Below are 18,864 nucleotides of genomic sequence, written 5' to 3'. Positions count from 1 at the left end.
TCACCTCCCCGGCGACCTCGACCGTGGACGGCGGGCCGCGAGCCGGCCTACACACCTGGGGAGATGGGCAAATCGACCTTGACAGAACTGTGGTTCATCGCGCCTTCTGGGCCACCGCGTCGCGCGTCGTGACGGCGGATCGAGCGGGACCCGTATGCGCCATGGAGTGGATCTCTTCGCGACATTGCAGCAGATCGTGCGACGGGCCATGGCGATCGCGCCGCGCGCGCCGCGCGGCAGCCTGCTCCTCTGCGAAGGGCACCGCCTCGTCTACAGGGCGCTCGAAGGGTTCGACACGTTCGCTCGGCAGGGGGTGAACCTCCCGACCGAAGCGGGCCTCGCCACCGCGAGCGGCCCGCGCGCGGCGCCCGAGGCGGCGAGCGGGATGTGCGTTGTCGGCGCACACGCGTGGTATGAAGCGCACCTGCCTCTCGCGATCGCGGCGGAGGGCGCGGTGCCCGCCGGCGCGGGGGTGCTCGTCGCGCCCGTCGTCGTCCGGGGAGCGCCGGCGGGCTACCTCGCGCTGGAGCAGGCGACCCTCGAGCCTCCGCAGGGCGAGCGCCGCGCGATGCTCGAGGTGCTCCTGGACGCCGCCGGGGCCGCGCTGGAGCGGCGCAGGCTCTATGACGAGAAGGCGAGATTGGCACAGGAGATTCGCCTGCTCGAGCAGGTGCTGAACGCGGTGGGCACCACGGTGGAGCCGGACCACCTGCTGGACACGCTCGCCCACGGCATCAAGGGCGTGCAGATCGACCAGCAATGGGCCTCGGTGGAGCTGTGGCTCGTCGAGGACGCCGGCGGCGGAGAGGGCGCCGTGGCCGCTTCGGGCGAGCTGGACGCCCGCGTGTTCCGGGCAGGGCGGTCGGCCCCCATGACGTACTTCCACACCCTGCGCGACGGGGCGGTCGACGCCGCGCGCGGCCTCGGCATCTCCGTGGATTTCCGCCTCGGGCCCCCCACCGGCCCGGGGGGCCAGCGCGAGATCCTCGAGGACGGCATCCGGCGGGGTGTGGACGGCATCATCATCGCTCCGGGCGCCCCCGAGGAGGCGGAGGAAGGGTTCCGGCGCGCGGCGGAGGCGGGGATCCCGGTGATCGTCGTCGACACGCCGCCGGTGCCGGGCAGCCGGGCCCCTCTTTATATCGGCACGGACAACGTGGCGGCGGGCAGGCTGGCGGGCGAGATGATGCGGCGGCTGCTGCCGAGCGGCGGGGTCGTGGCGTCGCAGCGGCCCACGAAGGACGCGATCAACACGCGCGAGCGCATCGAGGGGTCCTGCGCGGCGATGGAAGGGGCCGAGTTCACCGTGCTGCCCCCCCACGAGGACAGCGACCACGATCTGGAGCTCGGGACGGAGCTCGCGCGGGCGGCCCTCCAGCGGCGGCCGGACATCGCCGGCGCCTTCGGGGTGGCGGCCGGCGGCGGGCCGGCATGGGGCCGCGCCGCGAGGGAGATCGGCAGGGACGGAGAGCTCAAGATCGTCGCGTTCGATCTCTTCTCCGCGACGGTCGCGCTGCTCCGCCGGGGCGCGATCCACGCGACGATCGTGCAGCGCGAGTACGACATGGGGTATCGCGCCGCCGAGATCGTCCACCGGATGATCACCCGGGGCGTCGAGCCGACGCTCGCGGAGCTGCCGGCCTCGCGCATCATCCACACAGGCGTCGATTGCGTCACCCTCGAGCACACGCCGTGGTCCACGACGCTCAGCGATCACCTCGCGCTCGACGCGGCCCGCCGCGTCGCGAGCCGGCGCGTCGAGGGCGACGCCGCCGGCCGGCCGATCGAGGTGCTGTTGATCGGCGTGGCGGCGCGCAGGGAGCCCGTCGTCGAGGAGCGCGTGTCCTTCTCGCCGCGCTCGCTGGTCGGCCGGGTGCTCGATACAGGCCGCCCGCTCGTGATCGATCCGGCCGGGCACGACGGGCGCGAGGACGCCTCGCTCCTCCGCGGGCACGCCGGCGCGCGGACGCTCGTCGGGGTGCCGCTGCGGGCGCGGGGCAGCGTGGTCGGCGTCCTCGTCCTGAGCAGCGAGCGTGAGGACGCCTGCGGGAGCGACGACGTGCCGTTCCTCGAGCGCGTGGCGGGCACCGCGGCCGTGGCCATCGAGAACGCCCGGCTGTTCAGCCGGATCTCCGAGCGGACCGCCGAGCTGGAGCGGGCCAACCAGCTCCAGGAGTCGATGCTCCGGACGATCCATGAGCTGTCGAGCCCCGTGGTGCCGATCGCCGATGGAATCCTGGTCATGCCCGTGGTGGGCACGATGGATGCCCAGCGCTCGAGCCGCTTCATCGCGTCGCTGCTGAAGGAGATCCACGAGCACGACGCGCAGGTGGTGCTGATCGACGTGACGGGGATGGGGGTGGTCGACGCCACGGCGGCGAACCAGCTCGTCCGGGCGGCGCAGGCGGCGGCGCTGCTCGGCGCGGAGGCGGTGCTCGTCGGCGTGACCGCGGGGGCGGCGCAGATGATGGTCGCCCAGGGCCTGGACGTCGGCGCGATGGTCACGCACGTCGACCTGGCGCGCGGCTTCCGGTACGCCCTGGCGAAGACCGGCGGCCGCATCCTGTATAAGCGCTGACGGCGGCGGCCGCCGATCAGGCCGGCGCGAACGGACGGCTCAAGCCGCGCTCTCGACAGGCCGGAGCTTGCTCTGCTCCGCGCCGGCGCTCGCGTCGACGCGCGCGGCGAGCATCGGGCGGAACGCGGCGCGGTACGCGAAGGCGAGGTAGAGCTCGAGGGCGAGGACGAGCCCTGTGACCGGGTTCGCCGGCGCGAGGAACGTGTGGAAGGCGACGATGTTCACGATGATGGGCGCGAGGAGCGCGAGCGCGAGGGGCACGTAGCGGTTCGAGAGCAACAGCGCGCCTGCGACGACCTCGGTGCCCTTGATGAGCGGGAACATGTACCCCGTCGCCGCGAGCGCGCCCGCGAAGCTGGCCGCGGCCTCCGGGGCCGGGGGCTGCGGCAGGAACTGCAAGAAGCCGTTGAGCCCGAACACGAAGAACACGAGCCCTTGCAGGATGCGGGCGGCGGTGGGGGCGAAACGCTTGACGTTGTTCATGATGAGCCTCGCTGAGGTGTGGCGGGCTCTCCCGATCGGAGCGCCCACGCCTTTCCTGATGCGCCCTCGCGGCGCCCGGTGCTATCGTGCAACGGCTCAACTCAACGTTGCGCTGGCGCAACCTGGCGAGAGCCCCCGATCGGCGCCGTCCACCCCTCGTGAGGTCCTACCATGCCCAGCCCCCGCGCGGCGGCCCGAGCGCGCCCTGCCCGGGCGCCTCAGCTCGATGAGATCGCCGCGTTCGCCAGGGTGGCGGAGCTCGGGTCGTTCACCGCCGCGGCGGAGCAGCTCGGCGTCCCGAAGTCGACGGTGAGCCGCGCGGTGACGCGGCTCGAGGACGGCCTCCAGGTGCGTCTCCTCCAGCGGTCGCCGCGCGCCGTGGCGCTGACCGAGGCGGGCCGTCGCTTCTTCGGCGACGTGGCGCCGCACATCGCCGGTCTCCGCGACGCGGCGCAGGCGCTCGACGCCTATCAAGGGCAGCCCCAGGGCACGATACGGCTGAGCGCTCCCCCGGATGGTGGGGAGTCTTTCCTCGGAGAGATGCTCGTCGAGTTCGGGGCGCGTTACCCGCTGCTGTCGCTCGAGGTCGACATGTCCACGCGCCGGGTGGACCTCTTGCGCGAGGGCTTCGACGTGGCGCTCCGGGCGACGCGCGAGCTCCCGGACTCCTCGCTTGTCGTGCGCAAGCTGCTCGACTCCTACGTGCAGCTCTTCGCTGCGCCGGCGTACCTCGCGCGCCGCGGCCTGCCCCGCGCGTTCGAGGAGCTCGCCGACCACGAGCGGGTGGTGTTCCTCCCCGACGCCCGGCGCGGACAGCAGCCCGTCGACGGCCCGCGCGCGGTGCGCGACGCGATGGCGACCGGGCGCATCGCGACCGACGACTTCCAGCTCATCCGCTCGCTGCTCCGGGCGGGGGGCGGTATCGGGCCGCTCCCGCGCGTCCTCGCCGCGCCCGAGCTGGCGAGCGGCCGCCTCGTCCACGTGCTGCCGGAGTGGTCGCAGCGCGCAGGGACGCTGTACCTCGTCTATCCGAGCGCGCGGCACGTGCCGCGGAACGTGGCGGTGTTCCGCGACTTCGTCCTTGCCTGGGTGAAGCGGCTCGCGTGCTAGGGCGGCGCGCGCCTGGTCCGCTCGACAACGGCCGCCTGGCTCAGGGCGCTCCGCTCGTCAGCTGGTGAGGCGGCCCACGGCCGCCAAGCGCTGCGGCGGACCCGCGCGGCGCGGGCGCTCGCGCCGCGCGCTACAATGGGCGCGGTGTTCATGAGGGAGGTCCTGCGCAACGCGCACTTCGTCGTTGGCATAGATCACGCGGCGAAGCTCGTGAGGATCACGCGGTCCGCGGAGCCATTCGATTCCATCGAGCAGATCGAGCAGAAGTGTCGGGAGGTCACCGCGGCGCTCGCCCCGGTGGATCGGACGGCGATGTCGCTGCTCCTCGATATCCGCGCGGCCCCGGGGCGAAACGATCCGAAGTTCGAAGAGGCGACGCTGCGGCTGCGGACGGCCTCGGTGCGCGGCTTCGAGCGCATTGCCGTCCTGGTGCAGACCCCCGCCGGGGCGCTGCAGGTCCGGCGCCATAACCGCGAGGACGGCGTCGACCGGCTGATCAGCGACGACGAAAGCGAGCTGCTCACCTACCTCGCCGAAGCGCCGCCGTCGCGCCGCCGCTGACCGCGGTCAGGGGGCGGCCGCGCGCCCCGCCTCGGCGGGGGCGCTCAGGGGCTCTATGGGTGGGATCGAGCCCGAGAAGCGCACGGCGATGATCGCAATGCCGCCGCGGACGATGGCTCGGTGTACCCTCCCGCGCCGTGCGTGCGTTCGAGAGTGCCGTGCTCCACCCGCGCTGGCTCGCAGCCGTCGTCGTGCTCGCCGGCGCCCTGACAGGGGGTGACGCCTGGGCGGAGGTCCAGCGCCTGCGCATCGCGTACGAGGCGCACGACGGCTGTCCCGGCGCCGGGGCGTTCCTGCGCGAGGTGACCGCGCGCACGGACCTCGCCCGCGCCGCCGCGGCGGACGAAGCGGCGCTCGACGTGCGCGTGCGCATCACCTCGAGCGCGGGCAGGAGCCGCGGCCGGATCACGCTCGGCAAAGGCGAGGACGCGCGCGTCCGCGAGGTCGGCGGCGCGACGTGCGGCGAGGTGGTCGCGGCCCTGGCGCTCATCACGGCCCTCCGGGTCGACCCCACCGCGTCTCTCGATCCGCAACCGCCGGCCGTCGGGTTGCGCTCGTCCGAGGCGCCGGAGGCTGGCGAGGCTCGGGATGCCGGCGGGGCGCCAGCGCCGGCCGAGGATCCCGTCGCGGCCCTGCCGCCCGCCGCGGATCCCGCCGCTCCTGCGCAGCTGGCCGGGGCCGGTAGCGGCGCAGCGCCGGGCGCGGGGACCTCGCCGCAGCCGCCCGCCGCCTCGCCGGCCCCACCGGCGCCGGCCGCGCGCCCCGCGACCGCGCCGAGCCGCCCGCCGTCGCCGGGGGCCTCGCTCCCTCCGCGGCCGCGACGGCCCGTGGAGCGCCCGTGGACGCTCGGCCTCCAGGGGAGCGCGGCCTCCGGGGTCGCCCCCGAGGCGCTGCTCGGCGGGGGGCCCTTCGTCGAGCTGCGCGCCGATCTGGGCCTCGGCGCGGCGTTCCGCGTCGCTGCCGAGGTGGCCGCCACCGGCGCGGTCGACGCCGGGCCGGGCGGCGCCCTCTTCCTGCGCGGGATCGGCCGCGTCGACGCCTGCGCGGACCTCTTCCGCCCGGCACGCCGGCTCTCGCTCGGGCCGTGCGTGGGCGCGGAGGGCGGCTTCCTTCACGGCACCGGGCTGGTCGGCGAGGCGATCTCCGACGTGGACGAGGGCACCGTCCCCTGGGCCAGCCTCGGGCTCCTCGCGCGCGTGACCGCCTCGCTCGGGTCCCTCGTGCGGATCGACGCGCAAGGTGGACCGGAATTTCCGCTGGTGCGGCGATCGTTCATGTTCGAGCGCCCCGCGCAGCTCATCCACGAGGTGCCCGCGGTCACGTGGACGCTCCGCGTCGGCGCCGGCCTCTCGCTCTGAGCACCGGCCGCAGGGAGCGACGCGCGACGAAATTGTGATCCCGGGGGAGAGACTCGGAGATTGCTACGGCGGGAGGCTTTGCCATGAGACCTTTGAAAGCCGTACCTTCACTCGGCTTCTTCGCGGTGCTCTCGCTCATCGTCGCTGGCTGCGAGATCACGATCGTGGGTGACGACACCGGCGGCAGCGGTGGAGACGGCGGCGGCGTTGGCCACGGAACCACGGTCAGCGTCGGGGAGGGCCCAGGCAGCGGCGGGGGGGATCCCTGTTTCCCCGGCGTCCCGGCGACGTCCCAGATCCCGCGCCTGCTCAACCGGGAGTACGACGCGGCGGTGCGGGATCTGCTGGGCGTGACGGCGCTGGCGAGCGCCGGCGACGGCCCGCCGTCGACGCTGCTCGCCCCCGACTTCGAGGGGGACATGACGGGGGTCGCATGGAATGCCTACCTCGCGGTCGCCGAGCAGATCGCCGCCGAGGTGATCGCCGGGCCGAACAGGTCCAGGTTCGTCCGCTGCGATCCGGCGGCGTCCGGGTGCCTCGAAGAGACGATCATCGACTTCGGTCGCAAGGCCTTCCGTCGTCCTCTGCTCGAGGAAGAGGTGCAGAGCTTCCTGCGGCTCACTGCGGTGGAGCCCCAGGGCACGCCCGACGAGATCGCCGAGGCCATCCTCTTCACCTTCCTCGCCTCGCCCTCGTTCATCCTGCGCCCCGAGCTGGCGGAGGAGCCGGAGGGAAGCGCCGTCAAGCTCTCCAGCTACGAAGTGGCGGCGAGGCTCTCGTTCCTGCTCTGGGACTCCGTTCCAGATGACATCCTGAACGCCGCGGCCGACGCTGGCCAGCTCGCCACCAGGGAGCAGATCCTGGCGCAGGCGCAGCGGATGATCCGGATCCGCGAGAAGACGGCGCCGGTCGTGGTCGCCTTCCACCGTGATTATGCGGAGATTCGAAAGAGCTCGCACTGGGGAATCCACGATCACGACACGACCCTGTACCCCGACTATTCCCCGGACGCGGTCGCTCCCATGATGGCGGAGATGGACGCCCTCTTCGAGGAGGTGGCGTTCGAAGGAGGGTCCTTCGAGGACCTCTTCCTGAGCAACGTCGCGTTCGTCAACGAGGACACCGCGGCGCTCTATGGGCTCGATCCAGCGAATTTCGGCGCGGAGCTGACGCGGGTGGAGCTCGACCCGGCCGAGCGGCCGGGGTTCTTGACCCGCGTCGGGTTCTTGAGCTCCTACTCGTCCTACGCTGCCACGAGCCCGATCCTCCGGGGCGCGTTCATCTCGCGGCTGCTCGGGATCAGCCTGGTGCCCCCGCCTGCCGTGGAGCCGTTGCCCCCTCCGAGCGAATACACGACGCAACGCCAGCGCGTCGAGGCGCTGACCTCCCCGGCGGCGTGCGCCGGGTGCCACGTCCCTTACATCAATCCGCCGGGCTTCGTGCTCGAGAGGTACGACGCCGTCGGCAAGGTGCAGACCACCGATCCGCTCGGCGGCCCCATCGATGGAACCGCCGACGTCCGCTTCGGCATGGACATCACCGAGACGATCGAGACACCGCTCGAGTTGATGAACGAGCTCGCCGTTGCTCGGGCGGCCAAGCATCACTATGCCGAGCGGTGGGTCACCTTCGCCACCGGGCGGCAGCCGAACACGAACGACGTCTGCGACGTCGATGAGCTCGACGCCAAGCTGTCTGTCGATGGTTACACCATTCTCGACCTGCTCGCCGATCTTACCCAGACAGATTCGTTCCGCCTGCGCGTCCGCGGAAACTGAGGAGGGAATACGCCATGACCCGGGCAGCGGTGGGGCGCGGCGCTCGGCGTGACGCGGCGCTCCCTCGAAGCGCGGCCGAGCAGGCCCCACGCTGGCCGCATGTACCGACCGCATCGACGCGGGCGCCGGGCCGACGTGCGCGACGAAATTGTGATCGCGGGGAAGCCCTCCGGGGATTGTATGCCGGGAGGCTTTGTCATGAGGCTCTGGCGCGCCGTATCCTCGCTCTGCTGCTTCGCGGCGCTCTCGCTCGTCGCCCCTGGGTGCGGGATCACGATCCTGGGCAAGGGCACCGACCGCGACGATCAGAGCGGTAGCGGTAGCGGTAGCGGTAGCGGCACCACCGCCGGCGTCGGGGGGGGATCGGGCGTCGGAGGGGGGGATTCCTGCGTGCCCGGCATCCCGGTGACGTCCCAGATCCCGCGCTTGCTCAACCGGCAGTACGACGCGGTGGTGCGGGATCTGCTCGGCGTGACGACGCTGGAGAGCGCCGGCAACCTCCCGCCGTCCGCGCTCCTCGTCCCCGACTTCGACGGGGACATGACAGAGCCCGCATGGAACGGCTATCTCGCGGCCGCCGAGCACCTCGCCGCCGAGGTGCTGGGCGGGCCGAACAAGCAGAGGTTCCTCGCCTGCGATCCGGCGGCGTCCAGGTGCCTGGAGGACACGATTGTCGCCTTTGGTCGCAAGGCTTTCCGCCGTCCTCTGCTCGAAGAAGAGGTGCAGAGCTTCCTGCGGCTCACCGCCGTGGAGCCCCAGGGCACGCCCGACGAGATCGCCGAGGCCATCCTCTTTGCCTTCCTCGCTTCGCCCTCGTTCATCATGCGCCCTGAGCTGGCGCAGGAGCCCGAAGGAAGCGCGATCAAGCTCTCCAGCCACGAGGTGGCGGCGAGGCTCTCGGTCCTTCTCTGGGATTCCATTCCAGATGACATCCTGGACGCCGCGGCCGACGCTGGCCAGCTCGCCACCAAGGAGCAGATCCTGGCGCAGGCGCAGCGGATGATCCAGGACCGCGAGAAGACGGCGCCGGTCGTGGCCCGATTCCATCGTGCTTATGCGGACATTCGCCCGGGGTCGCGCTGGGGAGCGGTAGAACACGACACGACCCGCTTCCCCGACTACTCCCCGGACGTGGTGGCTCCGATGATGGCAGAGATGGACGCCCTCTTCGAGGAGGTGGCGTTCGAGGGGGGGTCGTTCAAGGACCTCTTCCTGAGCAACGTCGGTTACGTCAACAAGGACACCGCTCCGCTCTATGGGCTCGATGCGGCGGATTACGGCGCGGATCTGACGCGGGTGGAGCTCGATCCGAACGAGCGGCCAGGGTTCTTGACCCGCGTCGGGTTCTTGAGCTCCTACTCGCGTTATGACGCCACGAACCCGATCCTTCGGGGCGCGTTCGTCGCCAACAGGCTGCTCGGGATCGACCTGGCACCCGTGCCCGGCGCGAGCGAGGCGCCGCGACCTCCGGGGCCGTTCTCCACGGAGCGTGAGGCCATCGAAGCCATGACCTCCTCGGCGCGGTGCGCCGGATGCCACGGCACGTACATCAACCCGCCGGGCTTCGTGCTCGAGAGGTACGACGCCGTCGGCAAGGTGCAGACCACCGATCCGCTCGGCGGTCCCATCGACGGGACCGCTGACGTGACCTTTGGCGTTGACAACGTCAAGACGATCACGTCACCCATCGAGCTGATGAACGAGCTCGCCGCCGATCCGGCCGCCATGCGCCGTTATGCCGAGCGGTGGGTCGCCTTTGCCACTGGACGGGAGCCGAACGGGAGCGACACGTGTGACGTTCAGGGGCTCAGCGTCAACCTGCTTGTCGACGGTTATACCCTCCTCGATCTGCTCGCCGATCTCACCCAAACGGACTCTTTCCGCCTGCGCGTCACCGGGAACTGAGGCGGGAATACGATAGGACGAGGAGCCTGTTCGCTCGCCTTCGCGCGAACGGCGCAGCGTCGCTCGCTCCGCGGCGCCGTGGCGCGGCCTGGCGGCGGGCTCTTCCGGCGGCTTGAGCGGCGGCACCTCCGCGCGTAAGGTTCGCCGATGAAGCTCCCGTTCGACAACACCTACGCCCGCCTTCCCGACCGCTTCCACGCGCGCGTCTCCCCCGCCCGGGTCCGCGCGCCGCGCGTCGTGAAGGTGAACCGCGCGCTCGCGGAGGTGCTCGGGCTCGACGCGGAGCAGCTCGCCTCGGCGGAGGGGGCGGAGGTGCTCGCGGGCAACGCGCTGGCCGAGGGCGCGGAGCCGATCGCGCTCGCGTACGCGGGGCACCAGTTCGGCAGCTTCGTCAGCCAGCTCGGGGACGGGCGGGCCATCCTGCTCGGCGAGGTCGTGGGCAGGGACGGCAAGCGGCGCGATCTCCAGCTCAAGGGCGCGGGGCGGACGCCGTTCTCGCGGGGCGGAGACGGGCGAGCGGCGCTCGGGCCGGTGCTGCGCGAGTACGTCGTGAGCGAGGCCATGGCGGCGCTCGGCGTGCCGACGACGCGCGCGCTCGCCGCGGTCACGACGGGCGAGCCGGTCTATCGCGAGGAGGTGCTCCCCGGCGCGGTGCTCACGCGCGTGGCCGCGAGCCACATCCGCGTGGGCACGTTCCAGTTCTTCGCCGCGCGGGACGACCGCGAGGCGCTGGCCACGCTGGCTTCGTATGCGCTCTCCCGGCATTACCCCGAGGCGATGGGCAGCGGCAACGACGCGCTGGCGCTGCTCGAGCGTGTCGTCGACGCGCAGGCGTCCCTTGTCGCGCGCTGGCTCGGCGTCGGGTTCGTGCACGGCGTGATGAACACCGACAACACGTCGATCTCCGGGGAGACCATCGATTACGGGCCGTGCGCGTTCCTCGACGAGTACGATCCCGCGAAGAAGTTCAGCTCGATCGATCGGGGCGGCCGGTACGCCTTCGGGAACCAGCCGCGGATCGCGCAATGGAACATGGCGCGGCTCGCCGAGGCGCTCCTGCCGCTCCTGGCCGAGGGCGAGGAGGAGGCCGTCCGCCTGGCGACCGAGCGCGTGGAGCGCTTCTCCGCGCTCTTCGTCGCGGCCCACGCGCGTGTCCTGCGGGCCAAGCTGGGGCTCGCGCGCGAGGAGGAGGGAGATCTCGCGCTCGCCGCGGATCTGCTGGAGCGGCTCGCGTCGAACGGCGTCGATTACACGGTCTTCTTTCGGCGGCTGTGCGCGTCGGCGGCCGATCCAGCGGCCGACGCGCAGGTGGCCGCCCTGTTCGCGGAGCCCGGCGCCTTCCGCGACTGGGCCGAGTCGTGGCGCCGGCGGCTCGCCCGCGAGGAGATCACGTCCGAGGCGCGCGCGAGCGCGATGCGGCTCGTCAACCCGGCGTTCATCCCGCGCAATCACCGGATCGAGGCGCTCATCCAGGCGGCCGTTCTGCGTGACGACTTCGAGCCGTTCGAGACGCTGGTGCGGGTGCTCGAGCGACCGTACGACGATCAGCCGGAGAACGCGCATCTGAGCGAGCCCCCGCAGCTGGACGAGCGCGTGCAATACACGTTCTGCGGGACCTGACCATTCTCGGACAGCGAGGAATCTCAGGGAGTCTCCGTAACGGTCGGTTCCCAACATAAACGTTCACGACCACGTAAACGTAAACGTAAACGTAAACGTAAACGTAAACGCTAGGATGTGGGAGAACGCGACGGGAAGCTTGGTTAACGCGTAGGAGGGCTGGCGGACGTTTCGGCGGGGTGATAAACTACGGATTCTTCGAGCGCTCGGGCGGCAACCACCCTCCAGCAACCGGCCACCATGAGTCAGAGGAAAGGCAAGCCTCGCCCCGCGTCAGGAAAGAAGGCCCGGCGAGACGCCCGCAAGGACGCCGCGGGCCGCGTGCATCTCACGGTCCTCCGCGACCCCGCGAGCGGGCATGAGCGCGTGGCGCTCAGGAGCCCGGTGTTCCGGGAGGCCTGGCAGAACGACATCGCGGCGGCCGCGGCCAACACGGCGTATGCCGCCCTGCGCGGGGAGCCGAGCGTGGATGGCGCGGTCGAGCTGGCGCGGGACGCGATGGCAGCCACGTCGCGGCTCGCGGCGGGGCTCCTGGCGCGCGCGCCCGATGGCGCGGTGGCGTGCAGGGCGGGCTGCGATCACTGCTGCCATCAATCGGTCGGGGTCACTCCGCCGGAGGCGCTCGCGATCGCCGGCCACCTGAGGTCGACCCTGTCCGACGCGGAGCTCGCGCGCGTGGCTCAGCACGTGTCCGGGTGCCACGACAGGACACAGAGCCTGCCGTCGGCAGAGCGGTTTTCGCCGGACCACCCCTGCCCCTTCCTGCGGTCGGGGCGGTGCTCGATCTACGAGGTTCGACCGCTCTCCTGTCGAGGGATGAACTCGCTCGACGCAGGAGAGTGCGCGACCAGGCTGCGGGACCCCGAGGCGCGCGCCGCATTCCTGGCGCGCGGCGTGGGGGGCCGCTCGTTCATGGAGCCCATTCGCGGCGTCCACGCCATCAGCGCCGGCCTGCAGCTCAGCCTCTCCGAGCTCTTCCGCCTCGACATGCGCCCGCTGGAGCTGACGGCGGCGATGCACCTGCTCCTGAACGGGCCGGACTCGCTCGCCGACGCGTGGATCCGCGGGGAGCGGCCGTTCGAGTCGGCGCGCAGCGCCGGCGACGCGACGGATCCCGGCCTGGGCGAGCTCATCGCAGCGGTGGGTCTCGCGCCCGGCCGGGAGCCCTGAACGCCCCGCCTCAGGCCTTGAGCTCGGTGAGCTCGCCCGGCTTGGTGATGCCGGCCTCAGCGTCCCTGCTGTCGAGCTTTCCAAACTCCGTGACGGGCTCACCGCCCTCCGCCGTGCGCCCGACGGCGTTCATCAGCGTCACGTAAAGCTTGTTGATGGGTACGCCGGCTTCCGCTCAACGCGGGCTCTGTTTTTCCGCGCGGGCCGCGGGAGGCCCCCGGCCCGCACGGCGGAGGGGCCCTCCGCTCAGAGGAGCTTGAGATAGGCGACCATGTCCGCCTGTTCCTGGGCGGTCAGGGTCGCGCGTCCCCCGAGGATCGGGGCGGCCAGGATCGGGGCGGCCTCGAAGGCCAGCTTGTAGTGGTGGATGACGTCCTCCAGCGTAGGGGCCGAGTTGTCATGGAAATAGGGCGCCGTCTCGTTGATGCCCCAGAGGGAGGTCGTCTTGCCGTCCCCCAGGACGTCCAGGGTGCCGAGGACGAGCGCGGAGCCCGGATCGGCGGCCAGCATCGAGAGTACGCCGTTCTCGAGCCTCGGCTGGTAGACGGCGATGAGCGGGAAGAACAGGTCCGGATTGGAGCAGAGGAGGCTGCTCCCGTCCGACGGGCAGGCCATGGCATAGCGATGCATCGGGTTCGGCGTCGGCCGCACCTCCGAGGTGCCGAGGACCTCGCCCGAGAAGCCGGTCAGCACGCCGGTGATCCTGGTGAACGCCCCGAAGGGGAACTGCTCGCTGCTCGTGTTCAGCATGGGCCCGCTGTGGCACTGGCCGCAGACGCCGTTCGGGAGAAAGTGCTTGCGCCCGCGCTTCTCGGACCGCGTGTGGCCGCGAGGCAGCTCGGGCTCAGGCCCGCCGTGCGCGTAACGGCGCAGCTCTCGCGAGCTGAACAGCGTCCGCTCGTAGTCGGCGATCTTCTCGAGCTGCCGCCGCGTGGGCGTGACCGTCGGCTCGAAGTGCGCCAGGATCGCGTTCGCGGCCTGCGTCTCGAGGTCGGGCTCACGGGCATCGAATGTGATGAGCGGATCGAGCGCGGGCGAGTTCTTGACGGAGGGGACGCCTCGGAAGATGGTCACGCTCGTGGCCGCGGGGTCGTCGTAAATCCAGACGTTCGGGGGCAGCGGGAACTCGAAGCGGATCGTGGCCTCGTTGAGGAGCCGCGTGTAGCTGTCGCCGACGCCGTCGTCGCTGTCGATCGGGCGGAAGAGGGGATCGTTCGGGTTGGCCGCGTACCGCGCCTGCACGTCCGCCGGGGAGATCGTGCCGGTCTCCTCGCTGTGGCAGGTCACGCAGCGGCGCCCGTTGCCGCCGAATGTCGCTCTCTCGAAGAGCTGCTCGCCGCTCTGGACCCGGTGCGCCTGGGCGGCGACCGCGACGAGCTCGTCGGAGCCCCACTCCTCCTGCCCGGCGCAACCCGCGGCCCCCAGCAGCGGGATGAGGAGGAAGAGACAGGCCATGAACATGCCTTGATGGGAATTGAACGTGTGATTCATAAACCCTCCCTGATAATGAGTCTGACAGGGGAGCGTCGCCCGGAACGAGCACGGTGTCGTGAACGCGCCGGTCGAGGGACGCGCGCCCAAGCCGGGCGCGCAGCCATCATGTTGGATCTAGATCGCGGTGATTCGGGCGTCCGCGCGAGGTTGCGGCGCGCCGCGAAGAGGACCCCCAGGTGACCTCGCGATTTTCAGAACAAACGAATCGGTCCCCAGCTGTCAAGGGAGCTCAGCCGTGCTCGAGTCGTTCTCCGTGGTGTGCGTTCCGTGGGGTTCAGGTCGCCGATGCGCGCTGGGTTCCGCCGCTGTGTGACACCGCGTCGCCTGCCGGACCGAGGGAGCCTCGGGAGCCAGGCCAGGCCGGTCCAGGAGCCTGCCCCGTCAACGCGTGTTACCCTGCGACGGTGGCCATGGAGTCGCAGCTTACAATCGACGCCCTCGAGACCGGCGGGATCCATGTACATGCCTGCCGCGCGCCGGAGATCTGCTCGATACAGCGCCCCGCCGTGCACACCTATTCGGTCCTCGCCTTTCACCTCGGCGGCCGGATGCGGGTGGAGCACCGCGGCGAGCTGGAGCTCACGGCTGGCCAGGTCCACCTCATCCCGGCCGGCGATGCCCACCGGTGGCTCACGGCGAGCAAGGTGGATATGCGCGGCGTGGCCTTCTGTCGCTCGTGCCTCCCTCACGATCGTTTTCAGGAGCTGCTCGCGCCGCTCGATCGCGTCCGGCGCGGGGCGTTCCCGGTCGTCGAGCTGCCGACCAGCAGGCAGCCCCACGTGCTCGGTCTGCTCGAGGAGCTCGAGCGTGAGCTGTCGCGGTCCTCGGGCATGCTGCCCGTCGTGGCCGAGAGCCTGCTCGGGCTCCTGCTCGCCGAGATCGTGCGCGCCGCCCCGCGCGAGGCAGCTCCCCCCGAGGCCCCCTCGATCGTCGCCGAGGCGCTCGCCGTGATCGAGGCGCGCTGTCTGGGACCGCTGACCCTCGGTGAGGTGGCCCGCGCGGTGCACCGATCCCCCGCCTATGTCACGACCGCGGTGAAGCGGTCGACGGGCCGCTCCGTGGTGGCGTGGATCCTCGAAGGCCGCCTCGCCGAGGCGCGGCGTCGCCTGCGCGACACGGACGAGCTCGTCGAGATCATCGCCGAGCGGGTCGGTTATGCCGACGCCAGCCAGTTCAGCCGCCTCTTCCGCCGCCGCCACGGCGTGGCTCCGGCCGCGTGGCGCGCCCGCGAGCGCGCGCTGCCTCGCCCTGGGTGATCGTCCGGCAGGCCTGTCGCGCCGAGCGCTTTCCGGCCCGATCGAGCGCCGTGAGCCCTCGCGCGCGGCCGCCAGGCGGCCTTGCAGCGAAGTTGCCTTCGTCGAGCGCGTGGGGCATCACCCCGACCCTCGAGCTGGTCGGCACGCCGCCGCGCGGGTCGCGGCGGTGGTCCGTTCGGAGCGGGGCTGAACGAGAGGAGAACCACGATGAGCTATGTCGACGGTTTCGTTGTGCCCGTGCCCGCGGGCAAGAAGCAGGCTTATCGCGATCTGGCCGAGAAGGCCGCGGCGGTGTTCAAGGAGCACGGGGCGATCCGCGTCGTCGAGTGCTGGGGCGATGACGTGCCCGACGGCAAGATCACCGACTTCAAGGGCGCGGTGAAGGCGGAGGAAGGCGAGGTCGTCGTCTTCTCGTGGATCGTCTGGCCCTCGAAGGAGGCGCGGGACGAGGGCAACAAGAAGGTGATGGAGGACCCGCGCATGCAGATGAACAACGAGGACTCACCCTTCGACGGAAAGCGGATGATCTACGGCGGGTTCGACGTCATCGTCGACGTCTGATCGGCGGGCTGCGGTCCGCGAGCCCGGCTCCTCCAGGACCGGCTCGGCCAGGCGGCGGAGATCATCAGAACGCCGGTGCCAGCTGGAGAGCGACGAGGCTGGCGATGGCGAACGCGGCGACGAGCTTCTCGACCCGATCGAAATGAATCGTTTGCCGCGCGGGACCGAGGAAGATCCGGCGCCCGCGGGCGACTGCCACGCCGACTCCGCCGACCACCGCGGCGACGAGGGCCCACGGGATCAAGGGAGATCTCGTGGGCAGCAGGAAGAGCTCAGCCCCCTCGAGCAGCGCCTTCATTCCGATCGTCAAGAACAGGGCCGTCGCCACGCCCTGCGCATCGGCCTGGGGCGAGCTCCTGAGAAGCGCCCGGCTCAGGGCTTCGATGAGGACCAGGGACATCAGGTTGATGGAAGGGACGCGCAACGCGAGCAGCAGAGAACGCGGCGCCGACGACCAGCGCGTGACGGGGAGCAGCTCAGGGAGTCGATCGTAGAGGAGCGCGACCAGGGTCACCACACCGAGCGCGGACGCCCAGGAGAACAGCCGCGTCACGAGGGGCATGGTGCGGATCCTGGTGCTCGTGCTCCTCAGCTCGTCGACGAAGCCGGTGCCGGGCCCAGGCGCTCCGTCGTTGTACCGAGCCGAGGCGTTCTCGATGTCCGACTCGGGGCCGCCAGAGGGCGGGCTCGGGAGGGTGGGCGGCATCGGCGAGAGGGTACCGCTGGCGGGGGCGCTGCGCTTTCTCTTGGGCCCTACGGCGGAGCCGTTTGAGCTCGAATGACCGCATGCCATCGTTCGCTTTCGTGGACGAGGCTCACGGCAAAGTTCTCCTCGTCCAGCGCCACGAGGATGGGGTCGGACTCGTCCCAGCTCGCACCGGCGAGGACGGCGGCCACGCAGCCGGCAGCGAGGTCCTTGCGGCCTGCATCCTCGAGCGCAGAGGCGCTGGCGCGAGCCCAGCCGGTCCGAGCATCGAGCAGCAGAGCGACAGTCGCGGACGGGAACGCGCGCTCGAGGTGGGGGAGCGCTCCAGGGGCGGCCGACGGATCACCTCCAGGCGTGGCGATCAGGACGAAGAATTCGAAGGCACGGGGGTCGCCCTGGAGCGCGGCGCTGTAGCGAAAGTACTGAGGGCTGTGCTCGACGCCAGGGACCGGAAGCATGACGAAGCGGCTCGGCGTGACCTCACCCGCCCCGGGATGTCCGGGCGGAACGAGGAACCCGTCCTCGATCGGCGTCACCTGGGCTGACACCGCGTGCTGGCGCGCCGCGCGCGCCGTCATCCGGGACCCCGCAGCGCCTCGACCAGCGCCTCGACCAGCGCGCGCACCGGGAGCGAGGACGATCGCTCGCCGAGCAGCTCGAGCACGTCCTCGTCGTCCTCGCCGCACGAGAGCTGCACGGCCGCGACCACGACCCCGTCGCGCTCGACCGCCAGATCGAAGATCCCCTCCTCGTCGCTCACCGGCGCGCCGAGCAGCGCAGACAGCCGGCGGCCCAGGAGCTCGGCCAGCGGCTCGTCACCGTCGAGGCTGGCCTGGTCGGGCTCGATGGTGGCCTGGACCGCGCGCGTCGGCGCCCCGCTCACCTCGGCGCCCTCGCGATCGAGCCGGAAACGAAAGCCACGCGCCTCGAAGAACCCCGTCGTCATGCGCTCGATCAAGGCATGCCGCGGGCGCGCCGGCAAGCGGGTCGGATATCGAGCGATGGCGAACGGCCTTACGCCCGACGTCTACGCGCATACGCGCGCGGCGACTCGCCCATCGTCCTCTTGAACGCCGCGCTGAACGCGCTCTCCGACTCGTAGCCGACGGCGCCCGCGATCTCGAAGACCGAAGCGTTGGAATGAAGTGGCCTTTCGCCCGCGATAAGCATTCTCACCAGACCGGCTTTCCTGTCCGCTCGAGCGACCGGAGGAAGCGCAGCCGATCGGCCTCGGGCGGTAGCGGATCCGAGCCCTGGGCTTCGACGATGAGGAAGCAGGTCATGTCCTCGAAATCCACCGTCCGCTGGTGTGCCGCCGGCGGCGTTCCCTTCACCTCGAGCCTGTCACGGCCGGGCGCGCGCCCCTCCGGCCCGAGCTTTCCATCTCGCCGCGCCATGCAGCTCGCGCTGAAGGCGAGCCGTCCAGGCGTCTTTCCGCCGACCGTGTGCGTGCGCAGCTCCACGTCTTCGGTCGCCCCGGCGCGCGTTCGAAAGTCGTTGAACGGGAGCGGCAGCTCCACGGAGAAGGCGCCTTCCGTCGATCGCGCGAGGTGCCAGCCATCTCCGAGCGGTTCGGTGGCCTGGACTCTGTGCATCACCATGAAGACGCCTGCGCCGATTTCACGCTCCTCGCCCGGGCCGATGCCGGCCAGCCGGTCGGCCACCTCGTTCTTCGAGGGCGCGGCCTGACCGGCGACCGGTGGAGCGTGTGATTGTGCCGGTGCGATCGTGCCGCTTTCGGGGGCCGCCGCGCTCGCGGCTGAGATCTCGTTCGATTGTGAGGGTGCTCTTTGGCACCCGTAGAGCGCCGCGAACAGCATCAGAAGAAACCGCCTCCGTCTTTCAAGCGCGCTCTTCATGGAAGCACCTCGTGTCGCGGGCTTTCTGGGGATGTCGCGATCCCTACTCGTCCGGCTGATGCTCGAGGCCGAGCTCGGCCGCGAGCCGGTAGAAGTGCTCGGCCTCCTCTCGGTTGCCAAGCAGCTCGTGGGAGCGGCCGAGGTTCACATACAACGAAGGGTAGAAGCTCTGGACACGTTCATCGTCGACCTTCCTTGCGCGAACGAGCGCCTCTCGATTCCACGACATCGCCTCCTCGGGCGTGTCCTGAAACCGTGCGACGTAGTGCGCCGCCACGCAGGCGTCGTAGTCGTCCTTGCAGGCAGCCCACGCCTGACGGTAGAGCTCCCGGGCGTCCTCTTTCCTGCCTTCGAACTCGGCCCGGGTGCCCTCCGCACAGAGTCGAATCACGGGGTTATCCAGGTCCATGCACCACCGTCGTGCC

At 71.1% G+C, this 18,864-nt stretch carries 19 protein-coding genes; 10 read left to right on the top strand and 9 right to left on the bottom strand.

Annotation, left to right across the window (positions count from 1 at the left end):
* Positions 1-154: 154 nt before the first annotated feature.
* Entirely contained in the window at positions 155-2,578 is a 2,424-nt protein-coding gene (locus WMF34_RS28025) for a substrate-binding domain-containing protein (RefSeq protein WP_437989703.1), read from the top strand.
* A 39-nt stretch (positions 2,579-2,617) separates the two neighbouring features.
* Here WMF34_RS28025 and WMF34_RS28020 read toward each other — a convergent pair whose 3' ends face one another.
* Positions 2,618-3,061: a DoxX family protein gene (locus tag WMF34_RS28020; protein WP_437989702.1), complete on the bottom strand. Its 444-nt coding sequence runs from the start codon at positions 3,059-3,061 to the stop codon at positions 2,618-2,620.
* Between the two features lie 171 nt (positions 3,062-3,232).
* Here WMF34_RS28020 and WMF34_RS28015 point away from each other — a divergent pair, with 171 nt between their 5' ends.
* From WMF34_RS28015 to WMF34_RS27985, 7 genes are all read left to right on the top strand, one after another.
* On the top strand, positions 3,233-4,171 hold the full coding sequence (locus WMF34_RS28015; RefSeq protein WP_012238056.1) for a LysR family transcriptional regulator: 939 nt from the start codon (positions 3,233-3,235) through the stop codon (positions 4,169-4,171).
* A gap of 150 nt (positions 4,172-4,321) precedes the next feature.
* On the top strand, positions 4,322-4,732 hold the full coding sequence (locus tag WMF34_RS28010) for a hypothetical protein (RefSeq protein ID WP_044969322.1): 411 nt from the start codon (positions 4,322-4,324) through the stop codon (positions 4,730-4,732).
* 158 nt (positions 4,733-4,890) lie between these two features.
* Positions 4,891-6,090 carry a hypothetical protein gene (locus WMF34_RS28005; protein WP_437989701.1) on the top strand — a complete coding sequence of 400 codons (1,200 nt, stop codon included), beginning with the start codon at positions 4,891-4,893 and terminating at the stop codon, positions 6,088-6,090.
* A gap of 83 nt (positions 6,091-6,173) precedes the next feature.
* On the top strand, positions 6,174-7,868 hold the full coding sequence (locus WMF34_RS28000) for a DUF1592 domain-containing protein (RefSeq protein ID WP_437989700.1): 1,695 nt from the start codon (positions 6,174-6,176) through the stop codon (positions 7,866-7,868).
* 198 nt (positions 7,869-8,066) lie between these two features.
* On the top strand, positions 8,067-9,773 hold the full coding sequence (locus WMF34_RS27995; RefSeq protein WP_437989699.1) for a DUF1592 domain-containing protein: 1,707 nt from the start codon (positions 8,067-8,069) through the stop codon (positions 9,771-9,773).
* A gap of 147 nt (positions 9,774-9,920) precedes the next feature.
* Entirely contained in the window at positions 9,921-11,393 is a 1,473-nt protein-coding gene (locus WMF34_RS27990; RefSeq protein ID WP_437989698.1) for a protein adenylyltransferase SelO, read from the top strand.
* A gap of 240 nt (positions 11,394-11,633) precedes the next feature.
* Positions 11,634-12,563, top strand: a complete 930-nt coding sequence (locus WMF34_RS27985; protein WP_437989697.1) for a YkgJ family cysteine cluster protein — start codon at positions 11,634-11,636, stop codon at positions 12,561-12,563.
* Positions 12,564-12,573: 10 nt separating this feature from the next.
* On the opposite strand, the gene WMF34_RS27980 is transcribed toward WMF34_RS27985, so the two are convergent.
* Positions 12,574-12,705: a hypothetical protein gene (locus WMF34_RS27980; RefSeq protein ID WP_269454197.1), complete on the bottom strand. Its 132-nt coding sequence runs from the start codon at positions 12,703-12,705 to the stop codon at positions 12,574-12,576.
* A gap of 104 nt (positions 12,706-12,809) precedes the next feature.
* Positions 12,810-14,054 carry a hypothetical protein gene (locus WMF34_RS27975; RefSeq protein ID WP_012238047.1) on the bottom strand — a complete coding sequence of 415 codons (1,245 nt, stop codon included), beginning with the start codon at positions 14,052-14,054 and terminating at the stop codon, positions 12,810-12,812.
* Positions 14,055-14,467: 413 nt separating this feature from the next.
* Here WMF34_RS27975 and WMF34_RS27970 point away from each other — a divergent pair, with 413 nt between their 5' ends.
* Together WMF34_RS27970 and WMF34_RS27965 are read left to right on the top strand one after the other, a co-directional pair.
* On the top strand, positions 14,468-15,313 hold the full coding sequence (locus WMF34_RS27970) for a helix-turn-helix domain-containing protein (RefSeq protein WP_437989696.1): 846 nt from the start codon (positions 14,468-14,470) through the stop codon (positions 15,311-15,313).
* A 207-nt stretch (positions 15,314-15,520) separates the two neighbouring features.
* Positions 15,521-15,874, top strand: coding sequence for a DUF1428 domain-containing protein (locus tag WMF34_RS27965; RefSeq protein WP_012238045.1), 354 nt, complete (start codon positions 15,521-15,523; stop codon positions 15,872-15,874).
* 64 nt (positions 15,875-15,938) lie between these two features.
* Here WMF34_RS27965 and WMF34_RS27960 read toward each other — a convergent pair whose 3' ends face one another.
* From WMF34_RS27960 to WMF34_RS27935, 6 genes are all read right to left on the bottom strand, one after another.
* Complete coding sequence (locus tag WMF34_RS27960) at positions 15,939-16,580, bottom strand: hypothetical protein (RefSeq protein ID WP_437989695.1); 642 nt, start codon at positions 16,578-16,580, stop codon at positions 15,939-15,941.
* Positions 16,581-16,627: 47 nt separating this feature from the next.
* Positions 16,628-17,158, bottom strand: a complete 531-nt coding sequence (locus WMF34_RS27955) for a hypothetical protein (protein WP_012238043.1) — start codon at positions 17,156-17,158, stop codon at positions 16,628-16,630.
* Positions 17,155-17,526 carry a hypothetical protein gene (locus WMF34_RS27950; protein ID WP_012238042.1) on the bottom strand — a complete coding sequence of 124 codons (372 nt, stop codon included), beginning with the start codon at positions 17,524-17,526 and terminating at the stop codon, positions 17,155-17,157. Before WMF34_RS27950 ends, WMF34_RS27955 begins: the two co-directional genes overlap by 4 nt.
* A gap of 68 nt (positions 17,527-17,594) precedes the next feature.
* Positions 17,595-17,750 carry a helix-turn-helix domain-containing protein gene (locus WMF34_RS27945; RefSeq protein WP_080599010.1) on the bottom strand — a complete coding sequence of 52 codons (156 nt, stop codon included), beginning with the start codon at positions 17,748-17,750 and terminating at the stop codon, positions 17,595-17,597.
* Positions 17,751-17,752: 2 nt separating this feature from the next.
* The gene (locus WMF34_RS27940) at positions 17,753-18,244 is read right to left on the bottom strand and encodes a hypothetical protein (protein WP_437989694.1); all 492 of its coding nucleotides are present in this window, start codon (positions 18,242-18,244) and stop codon (positions 17,753-17,755) included.
* A gap of 238 nt (positions 18,245-18,482) precedes the next feature.
* A complete protein-coding gene (locus WMF34_RS27935) occupies positions 18,483-18,830 on the bottom strand; it encodes a hypothetical protein (protein WP_231864280.1) in 348 nt (115 codons plus the stop codon).
* Positions 18,831-18,864: the final 34 nt, after the last annotated feature.

Source organism: Sorangium sp. So ce145 (genome assembly GCF_051525985.1).
Lineage (GTDB): Bacteria > Myxococcota_A > Polyangia > Polyangiales > Polyangiaceae > Sorangium > Sorangium cellulosum_B.
The sequence above is the reverse complement of the archived record's forward strand: the minus strand, read 5'-3'. Positions and strand labels throughout refer to the sequence as shown.